Source organism: Streptomyces sp. NPDC006733 (assembly GCF_040636125.1).
Lineage (GTDB): Bacteria > Actinomycetota > Actinomycetes > Streptomycetales > Streptomycetaceae > Actinacidiphila.
Map to the genome: position 1 here is coordinate 43,684 of NZ_JBEYJD010000030.1, position 23,578 is coordinate 67,261.

Here is a 23,578-nt window from a genome sequence, read left to right on the forward strand (position 1 = left end):
TGCCCGCCGTGCCCGCGCAGCATGCCCCCGCGGCGTACGACCTCGCGGTCATCGGTGCCGGCCCCGCCGGGCTCGCCGCCGCCGTGACCGCGGCCGACCTCGGGCTGAGCGTCGCGCTGCTCGACGCGGCGGCGGCCGCCGGCGGCCAGTACTACCGCCACCCCGCGCCGGGCCTCGGCGCCGCGCGCCCCGAGGCGCTGCACCACGGCTGGGCCGCCTTCGCCGCGCTGCTGCGCCGGCTCGACCGGCACACCGCGGCGGGACGGGTCCGGCACCTCGCCCGCCACCACGTCTGGACCGTGGAACGCGCCGGCCCGGCGGCGTGGACGGCGCACGCCGTCACCGGCCCCGACGGCCCGGAGCAGGGCAGCGCGGCCGTGACGTCCCGCGCGCTGCTGCTGGCCACCGGCTCCTACGAGCGGCAACTACCCTTCCCCGGCTGGACGCTGCCCGGGGTGGTCGGTGCGGGCGGCGCCCAGGCGATGCTCAAGTCGGGCCTGGTGCTGCCGGGACGGCGCGTCGTCGTGGCGGGCAGCGGCCCGCTGCTGCTGGCGGTCGCCGGCTCGCTGGCCGCCGCGGGCGCGAGGATCCCCGCCGTCGTCGAGGCGGCCGGCTACGCCGCGTACGCCAGGAGCCCCCGGTCACTGGCCGCCAACCCGGGCAAGCTCCTCGAAGGCGCGGTCCACGGCGCCACCCTGCTGCGCCACGGCCTGCGCCCGCTCACCCGCCGCGCGGTGACGCGGGCGCACGGCACCGACCGGGTCGAGGCCGTCACCGTCTCCCGGCTGGACCGGGACTGGCGTCCCGTGCCGGGCACCGGCCGGCGGATCGCCTGCGACGCGCTGGCGGTGGGCCACGGCCTGGTGCCGCAGCTGGAGCTGGCCACCGGCCTCGGCTGCGCCACCCGCCGCACCCCCGACGGCACGCACGCCCTCGTCCTGGACGCGCGCCAGCGGACCTCGGTGCCCGGAGTCTGGGCGGCCGGTGAGGCCGGGGGAGTGGGCGGTGCGCAACTCGCGCTCGCCGAGGGGGAGCTGGCGGCCCTCGCCATCGCCGCCGCGGCACCCTCCGCCGCACGCCCCGACGCCCGGCGGGCGGCCACGCCGCTCCGTGCCCGGACGCGGCTGCGCGCCTTCGCGGCGGTGATGGCGGCCGTCCACCGGCCGGGCGACGGCTGGCCGGACTGGCTGGACGACGACACCGACGTGTGCCGCTGCGAGGAGGTCACCGCGGGCGGGATCCGTGCGGCGGTCGCCGACCTGGGCGCCCGCGACGCCCGCACCGTCAAGCTGTTCACCCGCGCGGGGATGGGCTGGTGCCAGGGCCGGATGTGCGGCCCGGCGGTCGACTGCCTGGCGGGCTCCGGAGCGGGCCCCGACCGCCGTCCGCTCTCCTGCCCGGTGCCGCTGGCCGTGCTGCTGGAGCCGGCCGAGCCGCCGCGAGAACCGTAGGACTGCCGCCTCCGCACCTCTTGTGATGCCCCTCCGACACCCAGTAAAATGTCACACCTCACTAAAGGGAGAACCACCGTGACCACGAACACCCCACCCCGCGACCAGCCCTGGCACGGCATCATGGTCGCCACCGCCCTCCCCTTCCACACCGACCTCCGCGTGGACCACGACGGTTACGCCGAGCACGTCGCCTGGCTCATCGCGTCCGGCTGCGACGGTGTCGTGCCCAACGGCTCCCTGGGCGAGTACCAGACCCTCACCGACGACGAGCGGTCCCGCGTGGTGCGCACCGCCGTCGAGGCGGCGGGCGACGGCGACCGCGTCATGCCCGGCGTCTCCGCCTACGGCAGCGCCGAGGCCCGGCGCTGGGCGGAGCAGGCCGGTGAGGCCGGCGCCGGCTCCGTGCTGCTGCTGCCGCCCACCGCGTACCGCGCCGACGAGCGGGCGGTGCGCGCGCACTACGCCGAGGTGGCCAGGGCCGGACTGCCGGTGGTCGCCTACAACAACCCGTTCGACACCAAGGTCGACCTGACCCCGCGACTGCTCGCCGAGCTCTACAACGAGGGCAGCATCGTCGCGGTCAAGGAGTTCACCGGCGACGTCCGCCGGGCCTACGAGATCGCCGAACTCGCCCCCGGCCTGGACGTGCTGGTCGGCGCCGACGACGTCCTGCTCGAACTCGGCATCGCGGGCGCCGTCGGCTGGATCGCGGGCTATCCCAACGCGTTCCCCGAGGCCTGCGCCACGCTGTACCGGGCGGCGCTCTCCGGCGACCTCGACACCGCCGTGCCGCTCTACCGCGCGCTGCACCCGCTGCTGCGCTGGGACTCCAAGCCCGAGTTCGTCCAGGCCATCAAGGTGTCGATGGACCTGGTGGGCCGGACCGGCGGCCCCGTCCGCCCGCCGCGCTTCGCGCTCTGCGCCGACATCGAGGCCGCCGTGCGCGCCGCGACCGAGAAGGCGATGGCCGAAGGACTCGGCTGACCCGCCGGAGCACCGACGAGAACGATCCTGGAAACCGACGAGCAGGAGGACCCCGTGCGCAGCCGGAACATCTACCACGCCGTGGACTCGCACACCGAGGGCATGCCGACCCGCGTCATCACCGGCGGCGTGGGCGTCATCCCCGGGGCCACGATGGCCGAGCGCCGGCTGTACTTCATGGAGCACCACGACCGGGTGCGCACGCTGCTGATGTACGAGCCGCGCGGGCACGCGTCGATGAGCGGCGCGATCCTGCAGCCGCCGACCCGCCCCGACGCGGACTACGGCGTGCTGTACATCGAGGTCTCCGGCTACCTGCCGATGTGCGGCCACGGCACCATCGGCGTCGCCACCGTCCTCGTCGAGACCGGCATGGTGCCGGTCACCGAACCGGTCACCACCGTCCGGCTGGACACGCCCGCCGGACTCGTCACCGTCGACGTCCAGGTGCGGGACGGGGAGGCCACCGCCGTCACGCTGCGGAACGTCCCGGCGTTCTCGGCCGGGCTGGACCTCAAGGTGGACGTGCCGGGGCACGGCAGGCTCAGCTATGACCTCGCCTACGGGGGCAACTTCTACGCGATGCTGCCGCTGGCCGACCTCGGGCTGCCCTTCGCGCGCGAGCGCCGGCACGACATCCTCGCCGCCGGGCTGGCGGTGATGGAGGCGATCAACGCGGCGGACCGGCCGGTGCACCCGGAGGACCCGGACATCAGCGGCGTCAAGCACGTCCAGCTGATCGCCCCCGGCTCCGACGCGCGGCGGTCCCGGCACGCGATGGCCATCCACCCCGGCTGGTTCGACCGCTCGCCGTGCGGCACCGGCACCTCGGCGCGCATGGCGCAGCTGCACGCGCGCGGTGAACTCCCGCTGCACACCGACTTCGTCAACGAGTCGTTCATCGGCACGTCCTTCACCGGCCGGCTCGTCGAGCGGACGACGGTCGGCGGGCTGCCCGCCGTGGTGCCCACCGTCACCGGCCGCGCCTGGATCACCGGCACCGCCCAGTACTTCCTGGACCCGTCGGACCCCTTCCCCGGCGGGTTCCTGCTGTGACCGCCGCTGCCACCACTGTCACCGCTGCCACCTCTGCCGACGGCGCCTTCCGGGGCTCGAAAGCAACGTGACATTGTACGCTGGACCCCCGCGGGACGACGGAGGAACAGCGATGGGTGACCTGAAACAGCGCAACCTGATCACGGCGCAGGAGCGGCTGCGCGATCAGGTCGGCCACGCGCTGCGTGCCGCGCTCATCGCCGGCGAACTGCGACCCGGTGTCGTCTACTCGGCGCCCGCGCTCGCCGCGGACTTCGGCATCTCGGCGACCCCCGTGCGCGAGGCGATGCTCGATCTGGCCCGCGAGGGCCTGGTCGAGCCGGTGCGCAACAAGGGTTTCCGCGTCACCGAGATGAACGAGCGCGACCTCGACCAGTACACCGAGATCCGCGCCCTCATCGAGGTCCCGACGGTCGGCCGGGTCACCCGCACCGCCACCGCGGAACAGCTGGAGGAACTGCGGCCGGTCGCCGAGGAGATCGTCGCCGCCGCGCGGGCCCACGACCTCATCGGGTACCTGGAGGCGGACCGCCGCTTCCACCTCACCCTTCTCGGCCTGGCCGGGAACGAGCGGCTGGTGGAGGCGGTGGGCGATCTGCGCAAGCGCTCGCGCCTGTACGGGCTGACGCGGCTGGACGAGCGCGGCGAGCTGGTGTCGTCCGCCGAGGAGCACGTCGAGCTGCTCGACCTGATGATCTCGGGAGACGCCGAGGCGGCCGAGGAGTGCATGGCCCGCCACCTCGGGCACGTCAGGTCCCTGTGGGCGGTGGGCAAGGAGGAGCCGGCCCCGGCGAAGCCGGAACCGGTCCTCAAGCGGCGGCTCGGCGGGGCGTAGCCCCCCGGCGGTCAGCCGAGCAGCGCGCCCATCCACGCCTCGACGCCCGCGGCGTCGCGGGGCAGCGCGCCCGACATCAGGCGGGCGCCGTCCGGGGTGATCACCAGGTCGTCCTCGATGCGGATGCCGATGCCGCGCAGTTCCAACGGCAGCGTCTCGTCGTCGGGTTGCAGGTACAGGCCGGGTTCGACGGTGAGGACGTGGCCCTCCTCCAGCGTCCCGTCGAGGTAGGTCCCGGCCCGGGCCTGGGCGCAGTCGTGGACGTCCAGGCCGAGCATGTGGCCGCTGCCGCACAGGGTGTAGCGGCGGTAGAGGTCGCTCTCCCGCGCGTCGGCGCGCAGCACGCCCCAGTCCGTGAGCCCCTCGGCGATGACGCCCATCGCGGCCAGGTGGAAGTCCCGGAAGCACGCACCGGGTTTGAGCGCCGCGATGCCGGCGTCCTGCGCGGCCAAAACCAGGTCGTACAGCTGCCGCTGTACGGGGGAGAAGGTGCCGGACAGCGGCAGGGTGCGGGTGACGTCGGCGGTGTAGAGGGTGTCGGTCTCCACGCCCGCGTCGAGCAGCAGCAGTTCGGCGGGATCGAGCGGGCCGTCGTTGCGGGTCCAGTGCAGGACGCAGGCGTGCGCGCCGGAGGCGGCGATGGTGTCGTACCCGGTGCCGTTGCCCTCGGCGCGGGCGCGCCGGTCGAACGTCCCGGCGATCCAGCGCTCGCCGCGCGCGTGCCGCAGGGCGCGCGGCAGGGAGCGGACGGCGTCCTCGAACCCGGCGACCGTGTGGTCCACGGCGAGCTGCAGCTGGCCGACCTCCCAGGCGTCCTTCACCAGCCGCAACTCCGACAGCGCGCTCGCGAGTTCGGCGTCCGTGGCGGCGTCGCGGCCCGGCGGCAGGGCGCCGAACGCGTCCAGGTGCGCGCACCGGATGCCCGTCATCCGCTCGGCCTCCGCGAGGTCGGGACGGCGCCCGACCCAGAACTCCCCGTAGCGGCGGTCGCGGTAGAACCCGGGCTCGCTGCGCGGTGAGCGCGGCCGCAGGTAGAGCACCGCCTCGTGCCCGGACGGTCCGTCCGGCTCCAGGACCAGCACGTTGCCCGGCTGGTCCTCGCCGGTCAGGCCGGTGAGCCAGGCGTAGGCGCTGTGCGGGCGGAAGCGGAAGTCGTCGTCGTTGGAGCGGACCTTGAGCTGCCCGGCGGGGACGACGAGCCGTTCGCCGGGGAAGCGCGCGGACAGCCGGTCGCGGCGGGCCGGGGTGAGGTGCGCGGCGGGGACGCGGGTGCTGTCCGGCAGCGGGGAGGCGGCCCACCGGGTGCCCATGAAGGCGTCCAACTCCGGTGAGGTGGGCAGGTCGTGGCTTCCCGTATGCGGGCGGGCGGGTGTTCCGTTCATCGCGAGGGGCTCCTTCGGACACGGGTCGGTAACGGCGACGCGCACACCTTGTCAGTGCAATTTCACATTACTATGTTACGGGTCACATCACAGAGTGCGGTTCCTCGCAACGGAGTGGCCCATATGACCCAGCGCACCCAACTCGCCCTGTCCACCGCCCTTCTGGCGTCCCTCGCCCTCGGTATCACGGGCTGTTCCGGCGACGCGAAGGCCGGTCCCACCGGGGGGAAGAACCCGGTGGCGGCCAACGACGGACAGGTCGTCGGCGGCATCCCGGCCAAGGGCGGCACCCTGACCGTCCTGTCCAACCAGGACTTCTCGCACCTGGATCCGGCCCGCAACTGGACGATGCCCAACATGGACCTGGGGATCCGGCTGCTCTACCGGACCCTGACCACCTTCAGGAGCGAGCCGGGCAAGGCCGGCAGCGAGGTCGTCCCCGACCTGGCCACCGACCTCGGCACCTCCACCGAGGGCGGCAAGGTGTGGACCTTCACCCTCAAGAAGGGCCTGAAGTACGAGGACGGCACCCCGATCACCGCTCAGGACGTCAAGTACAACGTCGAGCGGTCGTTCTCCCCCGACCTCACCGGCGGCCCGGACTACGCCGCCCAGTACCTGGCCGACACCAAGGGCTACCAGGGGCCCCTGACGGGCAAGCACCTCGGCTCCATCGTCACCCCCGACGACCTCACCATCGTCTTCCGGCTCAAGCGCCCGGTCGCCGAGTTCGCCTCCACCGTCACGCTGCCCACCTTCTCGCCCGTCCCGCAGGCCCGCGAGAAGGGCGCGCAGTACGACGCCCGGCCGTTCTCCTCCGGCCCCTACAAGGTCGAGCGCTACGACCGGGGCAAGAAGCTGGTCCTGGTCCGCAACCCGCACTGGGACGCCGCCACCGACACCGTCCGCAAGGCGTACCCGGACCGCTTCGTCTTCGTCCAGGGGCTCAAGGGCGGCCAGGTCGACGACCGCGTCATCGCCTCGGCGGGCGGCGACGCCTCCACGGTCGAGTGGGCCAACATGCGGCCCGAGAGCGCGCCCAAGGTGCTGCCCAAGGCCGATGTCAGGAGCCGGCTGATCGCCGAGTCCAACGGCTGCACCGTGATGCTGCAACTGAACACCAGCAGGGCCCCGTTCAACGACCCGAAGGTCCGCGAGGCCATGCAGTACGCGGTCGACAAGGCGTCGCTGCTCACCGCGTCCGGCGGCCCCGCGCTCAACGACATCGCCACCGCCTACCTGCCGCCCGCCCTCACCGGCTCCCGGCAGGCCGACACCCTGAAGATCGCGCCGGCCGGTGACGTCGGCAAGGCCAGGGAACTGCTGAAGGCGGCCGGCAAGGACGGCGGCTTCCGCGCCACCTTCACCGTCTCCACCGGCGACAAGACCAGGGCCGAGGCGATCCAGCAGGGACTGTCGCGGGTCGGGGTCGCGGTCACCATCAACACCGTCGACCCGTCCGCCTACTACGAGTCGATCGGCGACACCAGGAGCGCGCCCGACATGGTGATGGCGGGCTGGTGCCCCGACTACCCGTCGGGCTCCACCTTCCTGCCCTTCGTCTTCGACGGCCGCACCATCCGGGAGAAGGGCAACCAGGGCAACTACTCCCAGTTCCGCGACGACGCCGTCATGCGGCGGATGGACGAGATCACCGCGATGTCCGACGCGGCCCGGGCCGACCAGGCCTGGATCGCGCTCGACGCGCAGATCATGGCCGAGTCCCCGGCCGTCCCGCTGATGCTGGAGCGCAAGCCGCTGCTGGTCGGCACCAACATCGCGGGCGCCTACGGGCACCCGGTGTGGTCGGGCCAGCTCGACTACGCGGCCATCGGCCTCAAGGACCCGTCCAAGAGCCAGGGCTGAGGGGCGCACCGCGATGGCCACCCGCACCGTGCCCGAACGGGTACCTCCCCCCGGACCCGCGCCGCGGACCGCCGCCGCACCCGCGCCGCGGACCGTCCCCGCGGCCGGGCCGTGGCGGCTCGCCTGGCGGCAACTGCGCCGCCGGCCGGCCGCCCGCTTCGGCCTGGTGGTCGTGGCGCTGCTCGTCGTGATGGCCGCCGGGGCGCCGCTGCTCGGCGCGCTCGGCGGCTGGTCGCCCACCGAGTTCGACCAGACCGCCGTCGACCCCTACCTCGGCGGGCTGCCGCTGGGACCGCTCGGCGGCATCGGCGCCGACCACTGGCTGGGCGTCGAACCCGTCACCGGACGCGACCTGTTCGCCCGGGTCGTCACCGGCGCCCAGGTCTCGCTGCTGATCTCGCTGAGCGCCACCGCGGTGGTCGTCGTCGCGGGCACCGCCACCGGGATCGCGGCCGGCTACTTCGGCGGCCGCACCGACGCCGTGCTCAGCCGGCTGATGGACCTGACGATGTCCTTCCCGTCCCTCATCTTCATGATCGCGATGATGTCGGTGGCCCGGGACGTCAACCGGATCCTGCTGATGACCGCCGTCATCGGGGTCTTCGGCTGGCCCGGCATCGCCCGCGTCGTCCGCGGCGAGACGCTCTCCGTCAAGCACCGCGAGTACGTCGAGGCCGCCCGGGTCGGCGGCTCGGGCGCCTGGCGGATCCTGGGCCGGGAGATCCTGCCCAACGTCGCCGGGCCGATCATCGCGTACACCACGCTGCTGGTGCCGGGGATGATCAGCACCGAGGCCGCCCTCAGCTATCTCGGCGTCGGCGTCCGGCCGCCCACGCCCTCCTGGGGCCAGATGATCGCCGACAGCGTCGCGTTCTACGAGACCGACCCGATGTACTTCCTCATCCCCAGCTGCTTCCTCTTCCTGGCCGTCCTCGCCTTCACCCTCCTCGGCGACGCGCTGCGCGACATCCTCGACCCCCGGGGAGGCCGCCGGTGATCCTCTACCTCGCCCGCCGGCTCGCCGGGGTCGCCGGCGTGCTCCTCGCGATCTCCGCCATCACCTTCACCATCTTCTACGTCCTGCCCTCCGACCCGGCGGCCGCCGCCTGCGGCAAGAGCTGCAGCCCCGAGCGCCTCGAACTGGTCCGCCACTCCATGGGCCTGGACCAGCCGATCTGGCGGCAGTTCGGCGAGTTCCTCGCCGGCATCTTCTCCGGCCGCACCCTGGGGGAGGGCCCGCACGCGCTGCGCTGCGGCTTCCCCTGCTTCGGCTACAGCTACGAGAACGCGATCCCGGTGTGGGACCTGCTGATGGACCGGCTGCCGGTCTCCGTCTCGCTCGCCGCCGGCGCGGCGGTGCTGTGGCTGCTGCTCGGGCTGGGCGCGGGCGTCACCGCGGCGCTGCGCAAGGACACCCTCGTCGACCGCACCCTGATGGTCGGCGCGGTCGCGGCGGCCTCCATGCCCGTCTACTTCACCTCGGTGATGCTGATCTACGGCGTGATCAGGATCGCCGGAGTGCTGCCGTACCCCACCTACACCGACCTCACCGCCGGGCCGCTCGACTGGGCGGCCAACCTCGTCCTGCCCTGGCTGGCGCTGGCCCTGCTCTACGCCGCCATGTACGCCCGGCAGAGCCGCAGTTCGATGATCGAGGCGATGGCGGAGCCGTACATCCGCACCGCCCGCGCCAAGGGCATGCCGGAGCGCACCGTCGTCGTCAAGCACGGGCTGCGCTCCGGGATGACGCCGATCCTCACCCTGTTCGGAATGGACCTCGGCGGACTGCTGGCCGGCGCCGTCATCACCGAGTCCATCTTCGGGCTGCCGGGCGTCGGACGGCTCTTCTACGACGCCCTGGTCCGCTCCGACCAGCCCGTGATCCTCGGCGTGACCCTGCTGGCGGCCTTCTTCATCGTCATCGCCAACCTGGCCGTGGACCTCCTCTACGCCTTCGTCGACCCGCGAGTGAGGTACTGATGGCCGCGTCCGGCCCGCTGCTCGAAGTCCGCGACCTCCAGGTCGCCTTCCCCACCCCCGCGGGTCCGGTCCGCGCCGTCGACGGCATCGGCTTCACCGTCGAGGCGGGCCGCACCCTGGGCATCGTCGGCGAGTCCGGCTCGGGCAAGTCCGTCACGTCGCTGGCCGTCATGGGCCTGCACCGCGGTGCGGCCGTGAGCGGGTCGATCGCGTTCGACGGCCGGGAGCTGACCGGGCTGCCCGACCGCGAGCTCAACCGGCTGCGCGGCCGCCGGATGGCGATGATCTTCCAGGACCCGCTGTCCAGCCTGCACCCCTACTACACGGTCGGTGAACAGGTCGCCGAGCACTACCGGGTGCACTTCGGGGCGGGCCGGGCGGCCGGGCGGCGGCGGGCCGTCGAGATGCTCGGCGAGGTCGGCATCCCGGAGCCGGCCCGGCGGGCGGCGGACCATCCGCACCAGTTCTCCGGCGGCATGCGCCAGCGCGTCATGATCGCCATGGCGCTGGCCTGCGAACCGGACCTGCTGATCGCGGACGAGCCCACCACGGCGCTCGACGTCACCGTGCAGGCGCAGATCCTCGAACTCATCGCGCGCATCCAGGCCGACCGCGGCCTCGGAGTCGTGATGATCACCCACGATCTGGGGGTCGTCGCCCGTGTCGCCCACGAGGTGCTGGTGATGTACGGCGGCCGGGCCGCGGAACAGGCCCCGGTCGACCGGCTGTTCGCCGCGCCCGCGCACCCGTACACCCGCGGCCTGCTCGACTCGCTGCCCCGGCTCGACGACCCCGACGACGCGCCGCTGCGCGCCATCCCGGGCAGCCCGCCCTCGCTGCTCGCGCCGCCTCCCGGCTGCTCCTACCTGCCGCGCTGTCCACGGGCGGCGGCCGGCAGCGCCGCCGAGCGGGACCGGTGCGCCGCCGAGCGGCCGGCCTTCGGCGCGGCCGCCCAGGGCCACCAGGTGGCCTGCCACCACCCCCTGGACGCGGGCGGGCCGTCCGCCCCGGCCGTCCCCGTCGCGGAAGGATCACGATGAGCGCCCTGGAGACGGCCGCCGCCCCCGGCGCCCCGGCGGACGGCGGAGCGCCGCCGCTGCTGTCCGTCCGCGACCTGGTCAAGACGTTCCCGGGCCGCCGCACCCGCGCCGGGCGCGCGGGCGCCCCCGTCCGGGCCGTGGACGGCGTCGGGTTCGACATCGCCGCGGGCGAGACGCTGGGCCTGGTGGGGGAGTCGGGGTGCGGGAAGTCCACCACCGGACGGATGGTCGTCCGGCTGCTGGAGCCCACCTCGGGGACCGTCGCCTTCGACGGCCGCGACATCAGCCACCTGTCGGCCCGCGCGCTGCGCCCGGTGCGGCGCCATGTGCAGATGGTGTTCCAGGACCCGTTCTCGTCCCTCAACCCCCGGCAGACGGTCGCCCGCATCATCGCCGACCCGATCCTGGCGCAGGGCGGCGGAGCGGCCGACGCGCGCAGGCGCGCCGCCGAACTGCTGGACCTGGTCGGCCTCGCCCCCGAGCACCTCGACCGCTATCCGCACGAGTTCTCCGGCGGCCAGGCCCAGCGCATCGGCATCGCCCGGTCGCTGGCCACCGGCCCGCGGCTGATCGTCGCCGACGAGCCGGTGTCCGCCCTCGACGTCTCGATCCAGGCGCAGATCGTGAACCTGATGGAGACCCTGCAGCGCGAACTCGGCCTCGCCTACCTCTTCATCGCGCACGACCTGTCGGTCGTCAAGCGGGTCTGCGACCGCGTCGCGGTGATGTACCTCGGCCGGATCGTCGAGATCGGCCCCAAGGCCGAGGTGTACGGCGCCCCCGCCCACCCGTACACGCGGGCGCTGCTGTCCGCCGTCCCGCTGCCGGACCCGGCGGCGGAGCGGGCCAGGGAGCGGATCGTGCTGCTCGGCGACCCGCCCAGCCCCGCGCGTCCGCCGGCGGGCTGCACCTTCCACCCGCGCTGCCACAAGGCGCGGGAGATCTGCCGCACCGAGGCGCCGCCGCTGCGGATCGCGGGCCCCGGGCAGCGGGAGGCCGCCTGCCACTTCCCGGAGCCGGCCCCGAACGCGTAGGCCCCTGAGCGCACCGGCCCCTGCACGCACCGGCCCCTGCACGCACCGGCCCCGAACTTTACGAGCGCCGTCGCGTGCGTGATGCTGACCCGTCGTCGTAACAGTGATCGACCCGGCGGGTCCGGTCGGTGCAGAGGGGGAGGCCGCGGTGGTCCGCGTAGTGCTGCTGGGACCGGTTCAGGTGTTCGCCGACGAGGGGACGCCGGTCGAGGTGGGGGGCGTCCGGCTGCGGATGCTCCTCGCCCGGCTCGCCCTGGAGGAGGGCCGCACGGTCTCCGTCGACTCCCTCATCGACGGCCTGTGGGGGGAGGAGTCGCCCGCCGAGGCGGCCAACGCGCTCCAGGCCCTGGTGTCCCGGCTGCGCAGGGCGCTGCGCGGCGCCGCGCGGTTGGAGTCCGCGTCCGGCGGCTACCGCCTGTCGGTGCGGCCCGAGGACGTGGACGCGCACCACTTCGAGGAGCAGGCGGCCCGGGGCCGGCGGGCGCTGGCGGCCGGGCGCCCCGACGAGGCGGCCCCGCTGCTGGCGACGGCACTCGGGCTGTGGCAGGGCGCGGCGCTCGCCGACGTCCTCGACGCCCCGTTCGCCGGGCCCGTCGCGACCCGGCTGGAGGATCTGCGGACCGCGGCGGCCGAGGACCGCTGCGACGCGGAGCTGCGGCTCGGGCGGTACGGCGAGGTGCTGGCCGACCTCGAGGCCGCGGGGGCCGAACGGCCGCTGAGCGAGCGGGTCGCCGGGCTGCGGATGCGGGCGCTGGCCGCGGCCGGACGGCAGTCCGACGCCCTCGCGGTGTACGAGGCGATCCGCGGGCGGCTCGGCGAGGAGCTCGGCGTCGATCCGGCCGCCGACCTGCGGGAGATCCATCTGGAGCTGCTGCGCGGCGAGCTGCGGACGCCCGCGGAGAAGGCCGAGCCGGCGCCGAGCCGCCTGCCGGCCCGGCTCACGAGCTTCGTCGGACGGGACGGCGAACTGCTGCGCCTCGCGGACCAGCTGGAACGCGGCCGGCTCGTCACCATCGTCGGCCCCGGCGGTGCGGGCAAGACCCGGCTCTCCCTCGAAGCCGCCTCCCTGGACCGCGCCCACGCGCGCGGCCGGGTCTGGTTCGTGCCGCTCGCCGGGGTGAGCGCCCCGGACCAGCTGGCCGACGCGGTGCTCGGCGCCCTCAGCTCCACCGACGGCCGCCTCTACGACGCTGGCCAGGGCCGGCGGGCCACCCCGGTCGAGCGGATGGCCGGCCTCCTCGGCAGCGGGGACGCCCTGCTGCTGCTCGACAACTGCGAGCACCTCGTCGAGGCGGCCGCCGAACTCACCGCCGACCTGCTGGACCAGCTCCCCGAGCTGCGGATCCTCGCCACCAGCCGGGAGGCCCTGGCCATCACCGGGGAGTCGCTGTGCCACCTCGGCCCCCTCGACATCCCGATGGGAGCGCCGGAGCCCGCCGAGGCCGCGCAGTCGCCCGCCGTCCGGCTCTTCGTCGACCGGGCCCGCGGTGTCCGGCCGGAGTTCACGCTGGACGACGCGACCCTCGACGCCGTGGTGGAGGTCTGCCGGCGGCTCGACGGGATGCCGCTCGCCCTCGAACTGGCCGCGGCGAAGCTCCGCTCGATGAGCGTCGAGCAGATCGCGCGCCGCCTGGACGACCGCTTCCGGCTGCTCGCCTCGGGCAGCCGCACCGCGCTGCCCCGCCAGCGCACCCTGCTCGCGCTGGTCGAGTGGAGCTGGGACCTGCTCGACGAGCCCGAGCGGATCCTCGCCCGCAGACTGTCGGTGTTCCCGGGCGGCGCGACCGTCCCCGCGCTCGAAGCGGTCTGCGCGGACGCGTCGCTGCCGGCCGCCGACGTCCCGTACGTCCTGGACGCCCTGGTCGAGAAGTCGCTGGTCCACACCGTGGACGAGGGGGCGGGCGAGCCGCGCTACCGGATGCTGGAGACGGTGCGGGCGTACGCGGAGCGGCAGCTCGCCGCCGCCGAGGCCGCGGCGGTCGCCCAGCGCTTCGCCGGGTACTTCCTGGCCCTGGCGGAGGAGCACGAACCGCGGCTGCGCACCGGGGAGCAACTGCGCGCGATCGAGGTCTTCGACGCCGAGCACGACAACCTCGTCCTCGCGCTGCGCTCGGTCGCCGACGCCCGGGACCCGGCCCTGGCGGAACGCTTCGCCGGAGCGTTGTTCTGGTACTGGGGGATCCGGGGGATGGGCACCCGGCTCGACACGTACCTGGCGCAGGCCGCCGGGGCCGACCCCGTACCGGCGCCGGACGGCGAACCCCGCGCCGCGGACGGCGAGTCGGCGACCGCGCGGGAGTTCCACCCGGCCGTGCTGCTCCTGCGGATGTCCCGGGTCTCCTTCCCCGCCCGCGGGTCGGGTCCCGGCGGCGGCGCGGAGCAGGACCCCTTCGACTCGCCCGACCCGTGGGTCCGGGCCAGCGCCCACCTGGCGCGGGACTTCGCCCTGACCGAGCAGGGCGACCTGGTCACCGGTGCCGCGTCCCGGATCGAGGCGCTGCGCGGCTTCGAGGAGGTGGGCGACCGCTGGGGGCTGGTGATGAGCCTGTTCCCGATCGGCCGCGACCACTCCCTGCGCGGCGAGTACCCCGAGGCCATCGCCACCTTCGAGCGGACCGTGGCCCTCAGCTCCGAACTCGGCACCGAGGACTACCTCTACCTGAGCAAGGCCCGCCTCGCCCGCGAGCGCCGGCGCAGCGGCGACCTGGAGGGCGCGTTCCGCGATCTGCACGCCGCCCACCGGCAGGCCCGCGAGCGCGGGCAGCTGCGCCTGGAGGCCAACATCCTCGTGGGGCTGGCCAATGTGCACCGCAGGGCCGGCGACCTGGCGCGCTCCGACGCGACCTTGGACCGGCTGGAGGCGCTGGGCGCCCGGCGGCCCGCCCTCAGCGGGCTGGCCCGCGACCTGATCGTCAGCACCCGCATCGAGAACCGCCTCGCCGAGGGAGACGCGGTCCGGGCCAGGGCGCTGCTGCCGGAGGCGGCCGGCGCCCTGCTCGGCCAGGGCGCGGGCGCCGCGCTCGCCTGGGTGGCGGAACTGCTGGGCGGGCTGCGGACGCTGGAGGGGGCTCCCGAGGACGGCGCCCGGTCGCTCGGCATGAGCCAGGTGATGCGCGGTGCCTTCGACCGGGGCGAGCCGGAGTGGCGCGAGCTGATCGACCGCATCGTGGCGACGCTGGGCGCGGAGGGCTTCGACAAGGCGTACGACGAGGGCGCCGCGTACTCCCGCGAGGACGCGCTGCGCTGGCTGGAGGCCGAGGCCCTGCGGGCGGCGCCGCGCGGCTGAGGGCCGCCGCGGATGTACGGACGGCCGGGCGGGGTCCACGCACCCCCGTGGTGCGGACTCCGCCCGGCCGGGCTTGTCGCCGGCGGGTCAGCCGGCGTTCTTCCGGTAGGCCCGCATGGCGAGCGGGAAGAAGACCACGACCACCCCGGCCATCCAGGCGAGGCTGCCGAGCAGCGAGTCGGCGACCGGGCCGCCGTTGAGCAGGCCGCGGACCGCGTCGGCCACCAGGGAGACGGGGTTGACGTCGGACCAGGCCTGGAGCCAGCCGGCCATCTTGTTGTCGGAGACGAAGACGTTGCTGGCGAAGGTGAGCGGCAGGATCAGGATGGTCATCAGCCCCTGTACCGAGGTGGGGTTCTTGATGAGCATGCCAAGGTAGACCGAGATCCACGAGAAGCTCAGCGCGAAGCCGATGAGCAGGCCGAACGCGGCGAGCGAGGCGACCGGGTCGGTCTCGAAGCGGTACCCCATGACCAGGGCGAGGACGACGAGGGTGGCCAGGCACGCGACGTAGCGCACGATGTCGGCGAGCACGGCGCCGATCAGCGGGCTGGAGCGGGCGATCGGCATGCTGCGGAACCGGTCGAAGATCCCGGTGCTGGCGTCCGCGCTGAGCGAGGCGCCGACGCCGATGCTGGCCTGGAAGACGGCCATGACCATGACGCCGGGGGTGACGTGCTGCAGATAGGCGTGGGTGTCACCCCCCGACATCGCGTCCCCGAACAGGTAGATGAACATCAGCAGGCTGATGATCGGCGTGAGGATCACGTCGACCAGCTGCATCGGCGACTTCATGAACTTGGTGACGCCGCGCCCGGCGAGGGCGAAGCTGTGCTGGGCGGTCCGGCCGAGGCCGATTCGGCCGGGGAGCGCGGCGGCGGCGGGGGCGCTGAGGGTCGGGGTGCTCATGTCAGGGGTCCTCTCGGTGGAACGCGGCGTGGGGAAGGGGGTGGCCGGGCTCAGACGGCGACGGGCTGCTCTTCGGCGGCCGGCGCGTGGCCGGTCAGGGCGAGGAAGACCTCGTCGAGGCTGGGCAGCCGCAGGCCCAGCTCGTCGGCGGTGATGCCGGCGCCGTCCAGCCGGCGGGCCACCGCGGCGACCAGCAGCGGGTCGTCGGCCGGGACGGTCAGCACACCGGAGTCCTGCGCGGGGGAGTGGCCGGACAGCTCGGCGAGCAGCCGCGCCACCTGCGGCACGTCGGCGGCCATGGCGGGGCGGACCTGGAGGATCTGCCCGCCGACGCGGCGCTTGAGCTCCCCGGGCCTGCCCTCGGCGACCTTGCGGCCCTGGTCGAAGACGGTGATGGAGTCGGCGAGCTGGTCGGCCTCCTCGAGGTACTGCGTGGTCAGCAGCACCGTGGAGCCGTCCGCGACCAGCTGGCGGATGACCTTCCAGACCTCCTGCCGGGCGTGCGGGTCGAGGCCGGTGGTGGGCTCGTCCAGGAAGAGCACCTGCGGCCGTCCGACCAGCGAGGCGGCCAGGTCCAGCCGCCGCCGCATGCCGCCGGAGAAGGTGGCGATCGGCTTGCGCGCCGCCTCGGTGAGGGAGAAGTCCGCCAGCAGCCCGGCGGCCCGCGCCTTCGCGTCGCGCCGGGACAGCCCGAGCAGCCGCCCGATGAGCACCAGGTTCTCGGTGCCGGACAGGGTCTCGTCCACGGAGGCGAACTGCCCGGTCAGCCCGATCAGCTGCCGGACCCTGACCGGGTCCCGGGCGATGTCGTGGCCGCCGATGGTGGCGCGCCCGGCGTCGGGGCGCAGCAGCGTGGCCAGGATCCGCACGGTGGTGGTCTTGCCCGCGCCGTTGGGACCCAGAACGCCGACGACCTTGCCGGCCGGCACCTCCAGGTCGACGCCGTCGAGTGCGGTGAAGTCGCCGTACCTCTTGACCAGGCCCTCGGCCCGGATCGCGTACCCCATGGTGAACAGCTCCTCGTCATGGTCCTCGTCGTTCTCGACGACCATGACGATGGCGAGCCGCGCTGACAGCCCGCGGACAGTCCGCTGACACCCCCTGACGACGCCGCCCGGCGGCTGTCAGGGGGCGTCAGCGACCCGGGCCGCGCCCCCCACGCGCGAGCCGTGCCCCTGCGGACCGGTCAGATGTCGCGGAACGTCTCGATCTGCGCGCCGATCGTGTTGAGGCGCTCCGCGAGGTCCTCGTAGCCGCGGTTGATGACGTAGACGTTGCGGAGCACCGAGGTGCCCTCGGCGGCCATCATCGCGAGGAGGATGACGACGGCCGGGCGCAGCGCGGGCGGGCACATCATCTCGGCGGCGCGCCAGCGGGTCGGGCCCTCGACGAGGACGCGGTGCGGGTCGAGGAGCTTGACGCCGGCGCCCAGCCGGGTGAGGTCGGTGAGGTAGATCGCGCGGTTGTCGTACACCCAGTCGTGGATGAGCGTGGAGCCCTGGGCGGTCGCGGCGATGGCGGCGAAGAAGGGGACGTTGTCGATGTTGAGGCCGGGGAACGGCATCGGGTGGATCTTGTCGATGGGCGCGCGGAGCTTGGAGGGGCGCACGGTGAGGTCGATGAGGCGGGTCCGGCCGTTGTCGGCCCGGTACTCCGCGGTGCGCTCGTGGTCCAGGCCCATCTCCTCCAGGACCGCCAGCTCGATCTCCAGGAACTCGATCGGCACGCGGCGGATCGTCAGCTCCGACTCGGTGACGACGGCCGCGGCGAGCAGGCTCATCGCCTCGACCGGGTCCTCGGAGGGCGCGTAGTCCACGTCGCGGTCGATGTCGCTGACGCCGTGCACGGTCAGCGTGGTGGTGCCGACGCCGTCGACCCGCACCCCGAGCTCCTCCAGGAAGAAGCAGAGGTCCTGGACCATGTAGTTGGAGCTGGCGTTGCGGATCACGGTGACGCCGTCGTTGCGGGCGGCGGCCAGCAGCGCGTTCTCGGTGACGGTGTCGCCGCGCTCGGTCAGCACGATGGGGCGGGCCGGGGAGATCTGCCGCTCGACGAACGCGTGGTAGGTGCCGTCGGTGGCGGTCACGTCGAGGCCGAAGTGGCGCAGCGCGTTCATGTGCGGCTGCACCGTCCGGGTGCCGAGGTCGCAGCCGCCCGCGTACGGGATCTTGAAGCGCTCGTTGCGGTGCAGCAGCGGGCCGAGGAACATGATCACGCTGCGGGTGCGGCGGGCCGCCGTGGTGTCCATCGCGTCGAGGTCCAGCTCGGCCGGCGGCACGATCTCCAGGTCGTTGCCGTCGTTGAGCCAGCGGGTGCGGACGCCGATGCTGTTGAGCACCTCCAGGATCCGGTAGACCTCCTCGATCCTGGCGACGCGGCGCAGCGTGGTGCGGCCGGAGTTCAGCAGGGAGGCGCACAGCAGCGCGACGCACGCGTTCTTGCTGGTCTTCACGTCGATGGCGCCCGACAGCCGGCGCCCGCCGACGACCCGCAGGTGCATGGGCCCCGAGTAGCCGAGCGAGACGATCTCGCTGTCCAGCGCCTCGCCGATCCGGGCGATCATCTCCAGGCTGATGTTCTGGTTGCCCCGCTCGATGCGGTTGACCGCGCTCTGGCTGGTGCCCAGCGCGTCCGCGAGCTGGGACTGGGTCCAGCCGCGGTGCTGGCGGGCGTCACGGATGAGCTTGCCGATACGGGCGAGGTAGTCATCGATCATGTGTCAAACGGTATCTCACACATGAGATGGAGGCCGTGTGGGGGAACGGGGTCGCGACGTGTGGATCCCGTGGAACGGGGTACGGATCGCGATTTCGCTCCAGATCCGGCGGCTTCCCGCAAGGCGGCTATCTCGGATATGAGATTTAACCGCCCGATCGTGTGAACGATTACGCCGGATGGCCCCGTGCGTACCGGAGCCCGGAGCCGGGCATGCGTCAGCGGCACGGGGGTGCCGGGGCATGACCCCGCACCGGTGATGTACTAGAGTTATCTCGACATCGAGATATCTGCCGAGGCGTACCACGCCGCAGTCACCGGGCTGCTAGGTAAGGCATACCTTACTTGGCGCTCACCTTAGCGGATCGGCATGGAGTCGTGCCGGTCGTGTCGGCAGGATTGCGGTGGTACGCGCGAATTACATGCATGAAGGAGACTGTCGTGTCGGCGAACAGCTTCGACGCCCGCAGCACGCTGCAGGTGGGCGACGAGTCGTACGAGATCTTCAAGCTGGACAAGGTCGAGGGCTCCGCCCGCCTTCCCTACAGCTTGAAGGTCCTGCTGGAGAACCTGCTCCGCACCGAGGACGGCGCGAACATCACCGCCGACCACATCCGGGCCATCGGCGGGTGGGACTCGAGCGCCCAGCCCAACCAGGAGATCCAGTTCACGCCGGCCCGCGTGATCATGCAGGACTTCACGGGCGTGCCCTGCGTGGTGGACCTCGCCACCATGCGTGAGGCCGTCAAGGAGCTCGGCGGCGACCCGTCGCGCATCAACCCGCTGGCCCCGGCCGAGCTGGTCATCGACCACTCCGTGATCGCCGACAAGTTCGGCACCCCGGAGGCGTTCGCGCAGAACGTGGAGCTGGAGTACGGCCGCAACCGGGAGCGCTACCAGTTCCTGCGCTGGGGCCAGACCGCGTTCGACGAGTTCAAGGTCGTCCCGCCGGGCACCGGCATCGTCCACCAGGTGAACATCGAGCACCTGGCGCGCACGGTCATGGTCCGGAACGGCCAGGCGTACCCCGACACCCTCGTCGGCACCGACTCGCACACCACCATGGTCAACGGCCTCGGTGTGCTGGGCTGGGGCGTCGGCGGCATCGAGGCCGAGGCCGCGATGCTCGGCCAGCCGGTGTCGATGCTCATTCCGCGCGTCGTCGGCTTCAAGCTGACCGGCGAGCTGCCGGCCGGCACCACCGCCACCGACCTGGTGCTGACGATCACCGAGATGCTGCGCAAGCACGGCGTCGTCGGCAAGTTCGTCGAGTTCTACGGCGAGGGTGTGGCGGCCACCAGCCTCGCCAACCGCGCCACCATCGGCAACATGTCGCCGGAGTTCGGCTCCACCGCCGCGATCTTCCCGATCGACGACGAGACCCTGAAGTACCTGCGGCTCACCGGCCGCGACGCCCAGCAGGTCGCGCTCGTCGAGGCGTACGCCAAGGCGCAGGGCCTGTGGCTGGACCCGGCCGCCGAGCCGGACTTCTCCGAGAAGCTGCAGCTCGACCTCTCCACGGTCGTCCCGTCGATCGCCGGCCCGAAGCGTCCGCAGGACCGCATCGTGCTCGCCAACGCCTCGCAGCAGTTCGCCCAGGACGTGCGCAACTACGTCGAGGACGACGACGAGGCCGGCAAGGAGTCCTTCCCGGCCTCCGACGCCCCGGCCGCCACCAACGGCGTGCCGACCCGCCCGACCCTGGTCACGCTCGCGGACGGCACGTCCTTCGAGCTCGACCACGGCGCCGTCACCGTCGCCGCGATCACCTCCTGCACCAACACCTCGAACCCCTACGTCATGGTCGCCGCGGCGCTCGTGGCCAAGAAGGCGGTCGAGAAGGGCCTGACCCGCAAGCCGTGGGTCAAGACCACCCTCGCCCCGGGCTCGAAGGTCGTCACCGACTACTTCGACAAGGCGGGCCTGACCCCGTACCTCGACAAGATGGGCTTCAACCTCGTCGGGTACGGCTGCACCACCTGCATCGGGAACTCCGGTCCGCTGGACGAGGAGATCTCGAAGGCGATCAACGAGCACGACCTGGCCGTCACCTCGGTGCTCTCGGGCAACCGCAACTTCGAGGGCCGGATCAACCCCGACGTCAAGATGAACTACCTGGCGTCGCCGCCGCTGGTCGTCGCGTACGCCATCGCGGGCTCCATGAAGGTGGACATCACCAAGGACGCCATCGGCTCCGACACCGAGGGCAAGCCGGTCTACCTCCAGGACATCTGGCCGACCGAGGCCGAGGTCAACGACGTCGTCGCCAACGCCATCGGCGAGGACATGTTCAACAAGTCCTACCAGGACGTCTTCGCCGGAGACGCCCAGTGGCAGGCGCTGCCGATCCCGACCGGCAACACGTTCGAGTGGGACAGCGAGTCCACCTACGTCCGCAAGCCCCCGTACTTCGACGGCATGACGATGGAGACCACCCCGGTCACCGACGTCATCGGCGCCCGGGTGCTGGCCCTGCTGGGCGACTCGGTCACCACCGACCACATCTCCCCGGCCGGTGCGATCAAGGCCGACACCCCGGCCGGCAAGTACCTGACCGAGCACAACGTCGAGCGCCGTGACTTCAACAGCTACGGCTCGCGCCGCGGCAACCACGAGGTCATGATCCGCGGCACCTTCGCCAACATCCGGCTGCGGAACCAGATCGCGCCGGGCACCGAGGGCGGCTTCACCCGCGACTTCACCGTCGAGGGCGGCCCGGTCGCGTACATCTACGACGCCTCGCAGAACTACCAGGCCGCCGGCATCCCGCTGGTCATCCTGGCGGGCAAGGAGTACGGCTCGGGCTCGTCCCGCGACTGGGCGGCCAAGGGCACCGCGCTGCTCGGCGTCAAGGCCGTCATCGCCGAGTCCTACGAGCGCATCCACCGCTCGAACCTGATCGGCATGGGCGTCCTGCCCCTGCAGTACCCGGAGGGCGCCACCGCGGCCTCCCTGGGCCTCACCGGCGAGGAGACCTTCTCCTTCACCGGCGTGACCGCGCTGAACGACGGCGGGATCCCGGAGACGGTGAAGGTGACGGCCGGCGACGTCGAGTTCGACGCCAAGCTGCGCATCGACACCCCCGGCGAGGCGGACTACTACCGCAACGGCGGCATCCTGCAGTACGTGCTGCGCTCGCTGATCACCAAGTAGGAACCCCCGCCACGGGCCCCAGCGGCCCGCGGCGGTGGTCCGGACGGACCGCACCCCTCACTCGGGGGTGCGGTCCGTCCGCATTTGTCCTTCAATAATTGAACGCAACGGGTGTGGTCAGTGGTAGATAAGTGAAGGCAAATGCCTACTGTTCGAGGAGGTTCCACAAACGGAGTCTGCCCCTCCGCGTTTCGGCCAGGTCTCAACTCGGGAAAGCTTCACGGCCAAACGGGCTTTCGATCTTGCCCTCCCAACGGGAAGTGGACTATACCTGTCGCGTCCAGGGAAGCCCGCGAGCGCGGGACGGGGCGGGGGATCGACGGGCCGAAACGCCCACTCGTGGCAGACCCCTCCCCCGGTGGATGGCAGCATCACTGAAGCTTCATCTGTTCGCGGGCGCCGGCGGATTCCGCTGCACCGCATGAGTCCTGTAGAGGGCGAGGACTTGAGCATGGGATCCGAACTGAACCGCCGGGATCTGGTCAAGCGCGCGATGGCCGTTGGCCTGGTCGCCGTACCGTCGGCATCTTTCCTCACCGCGTGTGCCTCCGACAGCGGTGACAAGACCGACAAGCCCAAGGAAACGGGCACGGTGTCCGCCAAGAACCCGCTCGGTGTCAAGGAGGGCGCGCCTCTCGAGGCGTTCATCTTCAAGGGCGGCTTCGGCGACGACTACGTCAAGAACGCCGAGGCGGCTTACAACACCACGTACAAGACGACGGTCAAGCACACGGGCACCCAGGCCCTGGGCCCGAAGCTGCAGCCGCGCTTCGCCGGCGGCAGCCCGCCGGACGTCATGGACAACTCGGGTGCCGACAACCTCGACACCGCCGCGCTCGCCAAGCAGGGCAAGCTCGTCGACCTCACCCCGCTGCTCGACGCCGCGTCCTTCGACGACCCGGCCAAGAAGGTCCGCGACACGCTGATCGCCGGCACCGTCGAGCAGGGCCAGTACGGCGGCAAGGAGGTGTACGCGCTCAACTACGCGTTCACCGTCTACGGCACCTGGTACAGCAACAAGCTCTTCAAGGACAAGGGCTGGACGTACCCCCAGACCTTCACCGAGATGCTCGCGCTCTGCGAGAAGATCAAGGCCGCGGGCATCGCGCCGTACACGTACCCGGGCAAGTACCCGTACTACGTGCACTTCGACATCTTCGCCCAGATCGCCAAGGCCGGCGGCGTCGCCGGCATCAACGCGATCGACAACCTGGAGCCGAACGCGTTCAAGACCGACGCGGTCAAGGGCGTCATCGCGTACTACGAGGAGCTGGCCGCCAAGGGCTACATCCTCCAGGGCTCCGAGGGCAAGACCCACATCCAGGCGCAGACCGACTGGACGAAGGGCAAGGCCGCCTTCATCCCGAACGGCTCCTGGGTGGAGAACGAGGCAGCGCCCACCATGCCGAAGGACTTCGACCTGGCGGTCGGCCCGATCCAGGGCGGCGCCAGCGACAAGCTCCCCTACGGTGCCATCCGCGCCGCGGCCGGTGAGCCCTTCATCGTCGCGAAGGACGGGAAGAACCCGGCCGGCGGCATGGAGCTGCTCCGCATCATGCTGAGCAAGGAGCAGTCCAAGAAGTTCACCGAGTCCCTGAAGTCCCTGACCGCCGTCGCGGGCGCCGAGGAGGGTCTGACCCTCACCCCGGGCCTCGCCTCCGCGAGCGCGGGCCTCAAGGCCGCCGCCGCCAACGTCGTGAACCCGCGGCTCGGCGACTGGTACAAGAAGCTGAACGAGGAGACGATCGGCAACCTGACCCTCGACCTGCTCTCCGGCAAGATCAAGGCCGCCGAGTGGATCGACAAGGCGCAGGCGGCCTCGGACGCGACCGCGAAGGACTCGTCCGTCCCGAAGTTCAAGCACGCCTGACGCTGCTTCCTTTC

General features: G+C 72.6%; 16 protein-coding genes. 12 read left to right on the top strand and 4 right to left on the bottom strand.

All coding sequences use genetic code 11. From position 1 onward, the window contains the following. The first annotated feature begins 8 nt into the window (after window positions 1–8). The 4 genes from ABZ721_RS25375 (at window position 9) to ABZ721_RS25390 (ending at window position 4,329) form a co-directional block, all read left to right on the top strand. On the top strand, window positions 9–1,451 hold the full coding sequence (locus ABZ721_RS25375) for an NAD(P)/FAD-dependent oxidoreductase (protein WP_358790993.1): 1,443 nt from the start codon (window positions 9–11) through the stop codon (window positions 1,449–1,451). Between the two features lie 48 nt (window positions 1,452–1,499). After that, on the top strand, window positions 1,500–2,438 hold the full coding sequence (locus ABZ721_RS25380) for a dihydrodipicolinate synthase family protein (protein ID WP_358790994.1): 939 nt from the start codon (window positions 1,500–1,502) through the stop codon (window positions 2,436–2,438). Between the two features lie 54 nt (window positions 2,439–2,492). Continuing rightward, a complete protein-coding gene (locus ABZ721_RS25385) occupies window positions 2,493–3,494 on the top strand; it encodes a proline racemase family protein (RefSeq protein WP_358790995.1) in 1,002 nt (333 codons plus the stop codon). Window positions 3,495–3,606: 112 nt separating this feature from the next. After that, complete coding sequence (locus tag ABZ721_RS25390; RefSeq protein ID WP_358790996.1) at window positions 3,607–4,329, top strand: GntR family transcriptional regulator; 723 nt, start codon at window positions 3,607–3,609, stop codon at window positions 4,327–4,329. A gap of 11 nt (window positions 4,330–4,340) precedes the next feature. Here ABZ721_RS25390 and ABZ721_RS25395 read toward each other — a convergent pair whose 3' ends face one another. Continuing rightward, complete coding sequence (locus ABZ721_RS25395) at window positions 4,341–5,711, bottom strand: aminopeptidase P family protein (protein WP_358790997.1); 1,371 nt, start codon at window positions 5,709–5,711, stop codon at window positions 4,341–4,343. Between the two features lie 123 nt (window positions 5,712–5,834). Here ABZ721_RS25395 and ABZ721_RS25400 point away from each other — a divergent pair, with 123 nt between their 5' ends. From ABZ721_RS25400 to ABZ721_RS25425, 6 genes are all read left to right on the top strand, one after another. Then, window positions 5,835–7,577 carry an ABC transporter substrate-binding protein gene (locus ABZ721_RS25400; protein ID WP_358790998.1) on the top strand — a complete coding sequence of 581 codons (1,743 nt, stop codon included), beginning with the start codon at window positions 5,835–5,837 and terminating at the stop codon, window positions 7,575–7,577. Between the two features lie 13 nt (window positions 7,578–7,590). Next, entirely contained in the window at window positions 7,591–8,574 is a 984-nt protein-coding gene (locus tag ABZ721_RS25405) for an ABC transporter permease (RefSeq protein WP_358790999.1), read from the top strand. Next, on the top strand, window positions 8,571–9,557 hold the full coding sequence (locus ABZ721_RS25410; protein ID WP_358791000.1) for an ABC transporter permease: 987 nt from the start codon (window positions 8,571–8,573) through the stop codon (window positions 9,555–9,557). The genes ABZ721_RS25405 and ABZ721_RS25410 overlap by 4 nt, the downstream gene beginning before the upstream one ends. Further along, a complete protein-coding gene (locus ABZ721_RS25415; protein ID WP_358791001.1) occupies window positions 9,557–10,597 on the top strand; it encodes an ABC transporter ATP-binding protein in 1,041 nt (346 codons plus the stop codon). Before ABZ721_RS25410 ends, ABZ721_RS25415 begins: the two co-directional genes overlap by 1 nt. Continuing rightward, window positions 10,594–11,631, top strand: coding sequence for an ABC transporter ATP-binding protein (locus tag ABZ721_RS25420; protein ID WP_358791002.1), 1,038 nt, complete (start codon window positions 10,594–10,596; stop codon window positions 11,629–11,631). The genes ABZ721_RS25415 and ABZ721_RS25420 overlap by 4 nt, the downstream gene beginning before the upstream one ends. 148 nt (window positions 11,632–11,779) lie before the next feature. Continuing rightward, window positions 11,780–14,917 (top strand): BTAD domain-containing putative transcriptional regulator, encoded by a 3,138-nt coding sequence (locus ABZ721_RS25425; protein WP_358791003.1) that lies wholly within the window; start codon window positions 11,780–11,782, stop codon window positions 14,915–14,917. Window positions 14,918–15,004: 87 nt separating this feature from the next. On the opposite strand, the gene ABZ721_RS25430 is transcribed toward ABZ721_RS25425, so the two are convergent. The 3 genes from ABZ721_RS25430 to ABZ721_RS25440 form a co-directional block, all read right to left on the bottom strand. Further along, window positions 15,005–15,826, bottom strand: a complete 822-nt coding sequence (locus ABZ721_RS25430; protein WP_358791004.1) for an ABC transporter permease — start codon at window positions 15,824–15,826, stop codon at window positions 15,005–15,007. A 50-nt stretch (window positions 15,827–15,876) separates the two neighbouring features. After that, complete coding sequence (locus ABZ721_RS25435; protein WP_358791052.1) at window positions 15,877–16,833, bottom strand: ATP-binding cassette domain-containing protein; 957 nt, start codon at window positions 16,831–16,833, stop codon at window positions 15,877–15,879. Window positions 16,834–17,012: 179 nt separating this feature from the next. Then, window positions 17,013–18,542, bottom strand: coding sequence for a UDP-N-acetylglucosamine 1-carboxyvinyltransferase (locus ABZ721_RS25440; RefSeq protein ID WP_358791005.1), 1,530 nt, complete (start codon window positions 18,540–18,542; stop codon window positions 17,013–17,015). Between the two features lie 440 nt (window positions 18,543–18,982). Between ABZ721_RS25440 and acnA the strand changes: the two genes are divergently transcribed. Together acnA and ngcE are read left to right on the top strand one after the other, a co-directional pair. Further along, a complete protein-coding gene (acnA, locus tag ABZ721_RS25445) occupies window positions 18,983–21,694 on the top strand; it encodes an aconitate hydratase AcnA (RefSeq protein ID WP_358791053.1) in 2,712 nt (903 codons plus the stop codon). A gap of 451 nt (window positions 21,695–22,145) precedes the next feature. Further along, window positions 22,146–23,564: an N-acetylglucosamine/diacetylchitobiose ABC transporter substrate-binding protein gene (gene ngcE / locus ABZ721_RS25450; RefSeq protein ID WP_358791006.1), complete on the top strand. Its 1,419-nt coding sequence runs from the start codon at window positions 22,146–22,148 to the stop codon at window positions 23,562–23,564. Window positions 23,565–23,578 lie beyond the last annotated feature (14 nt).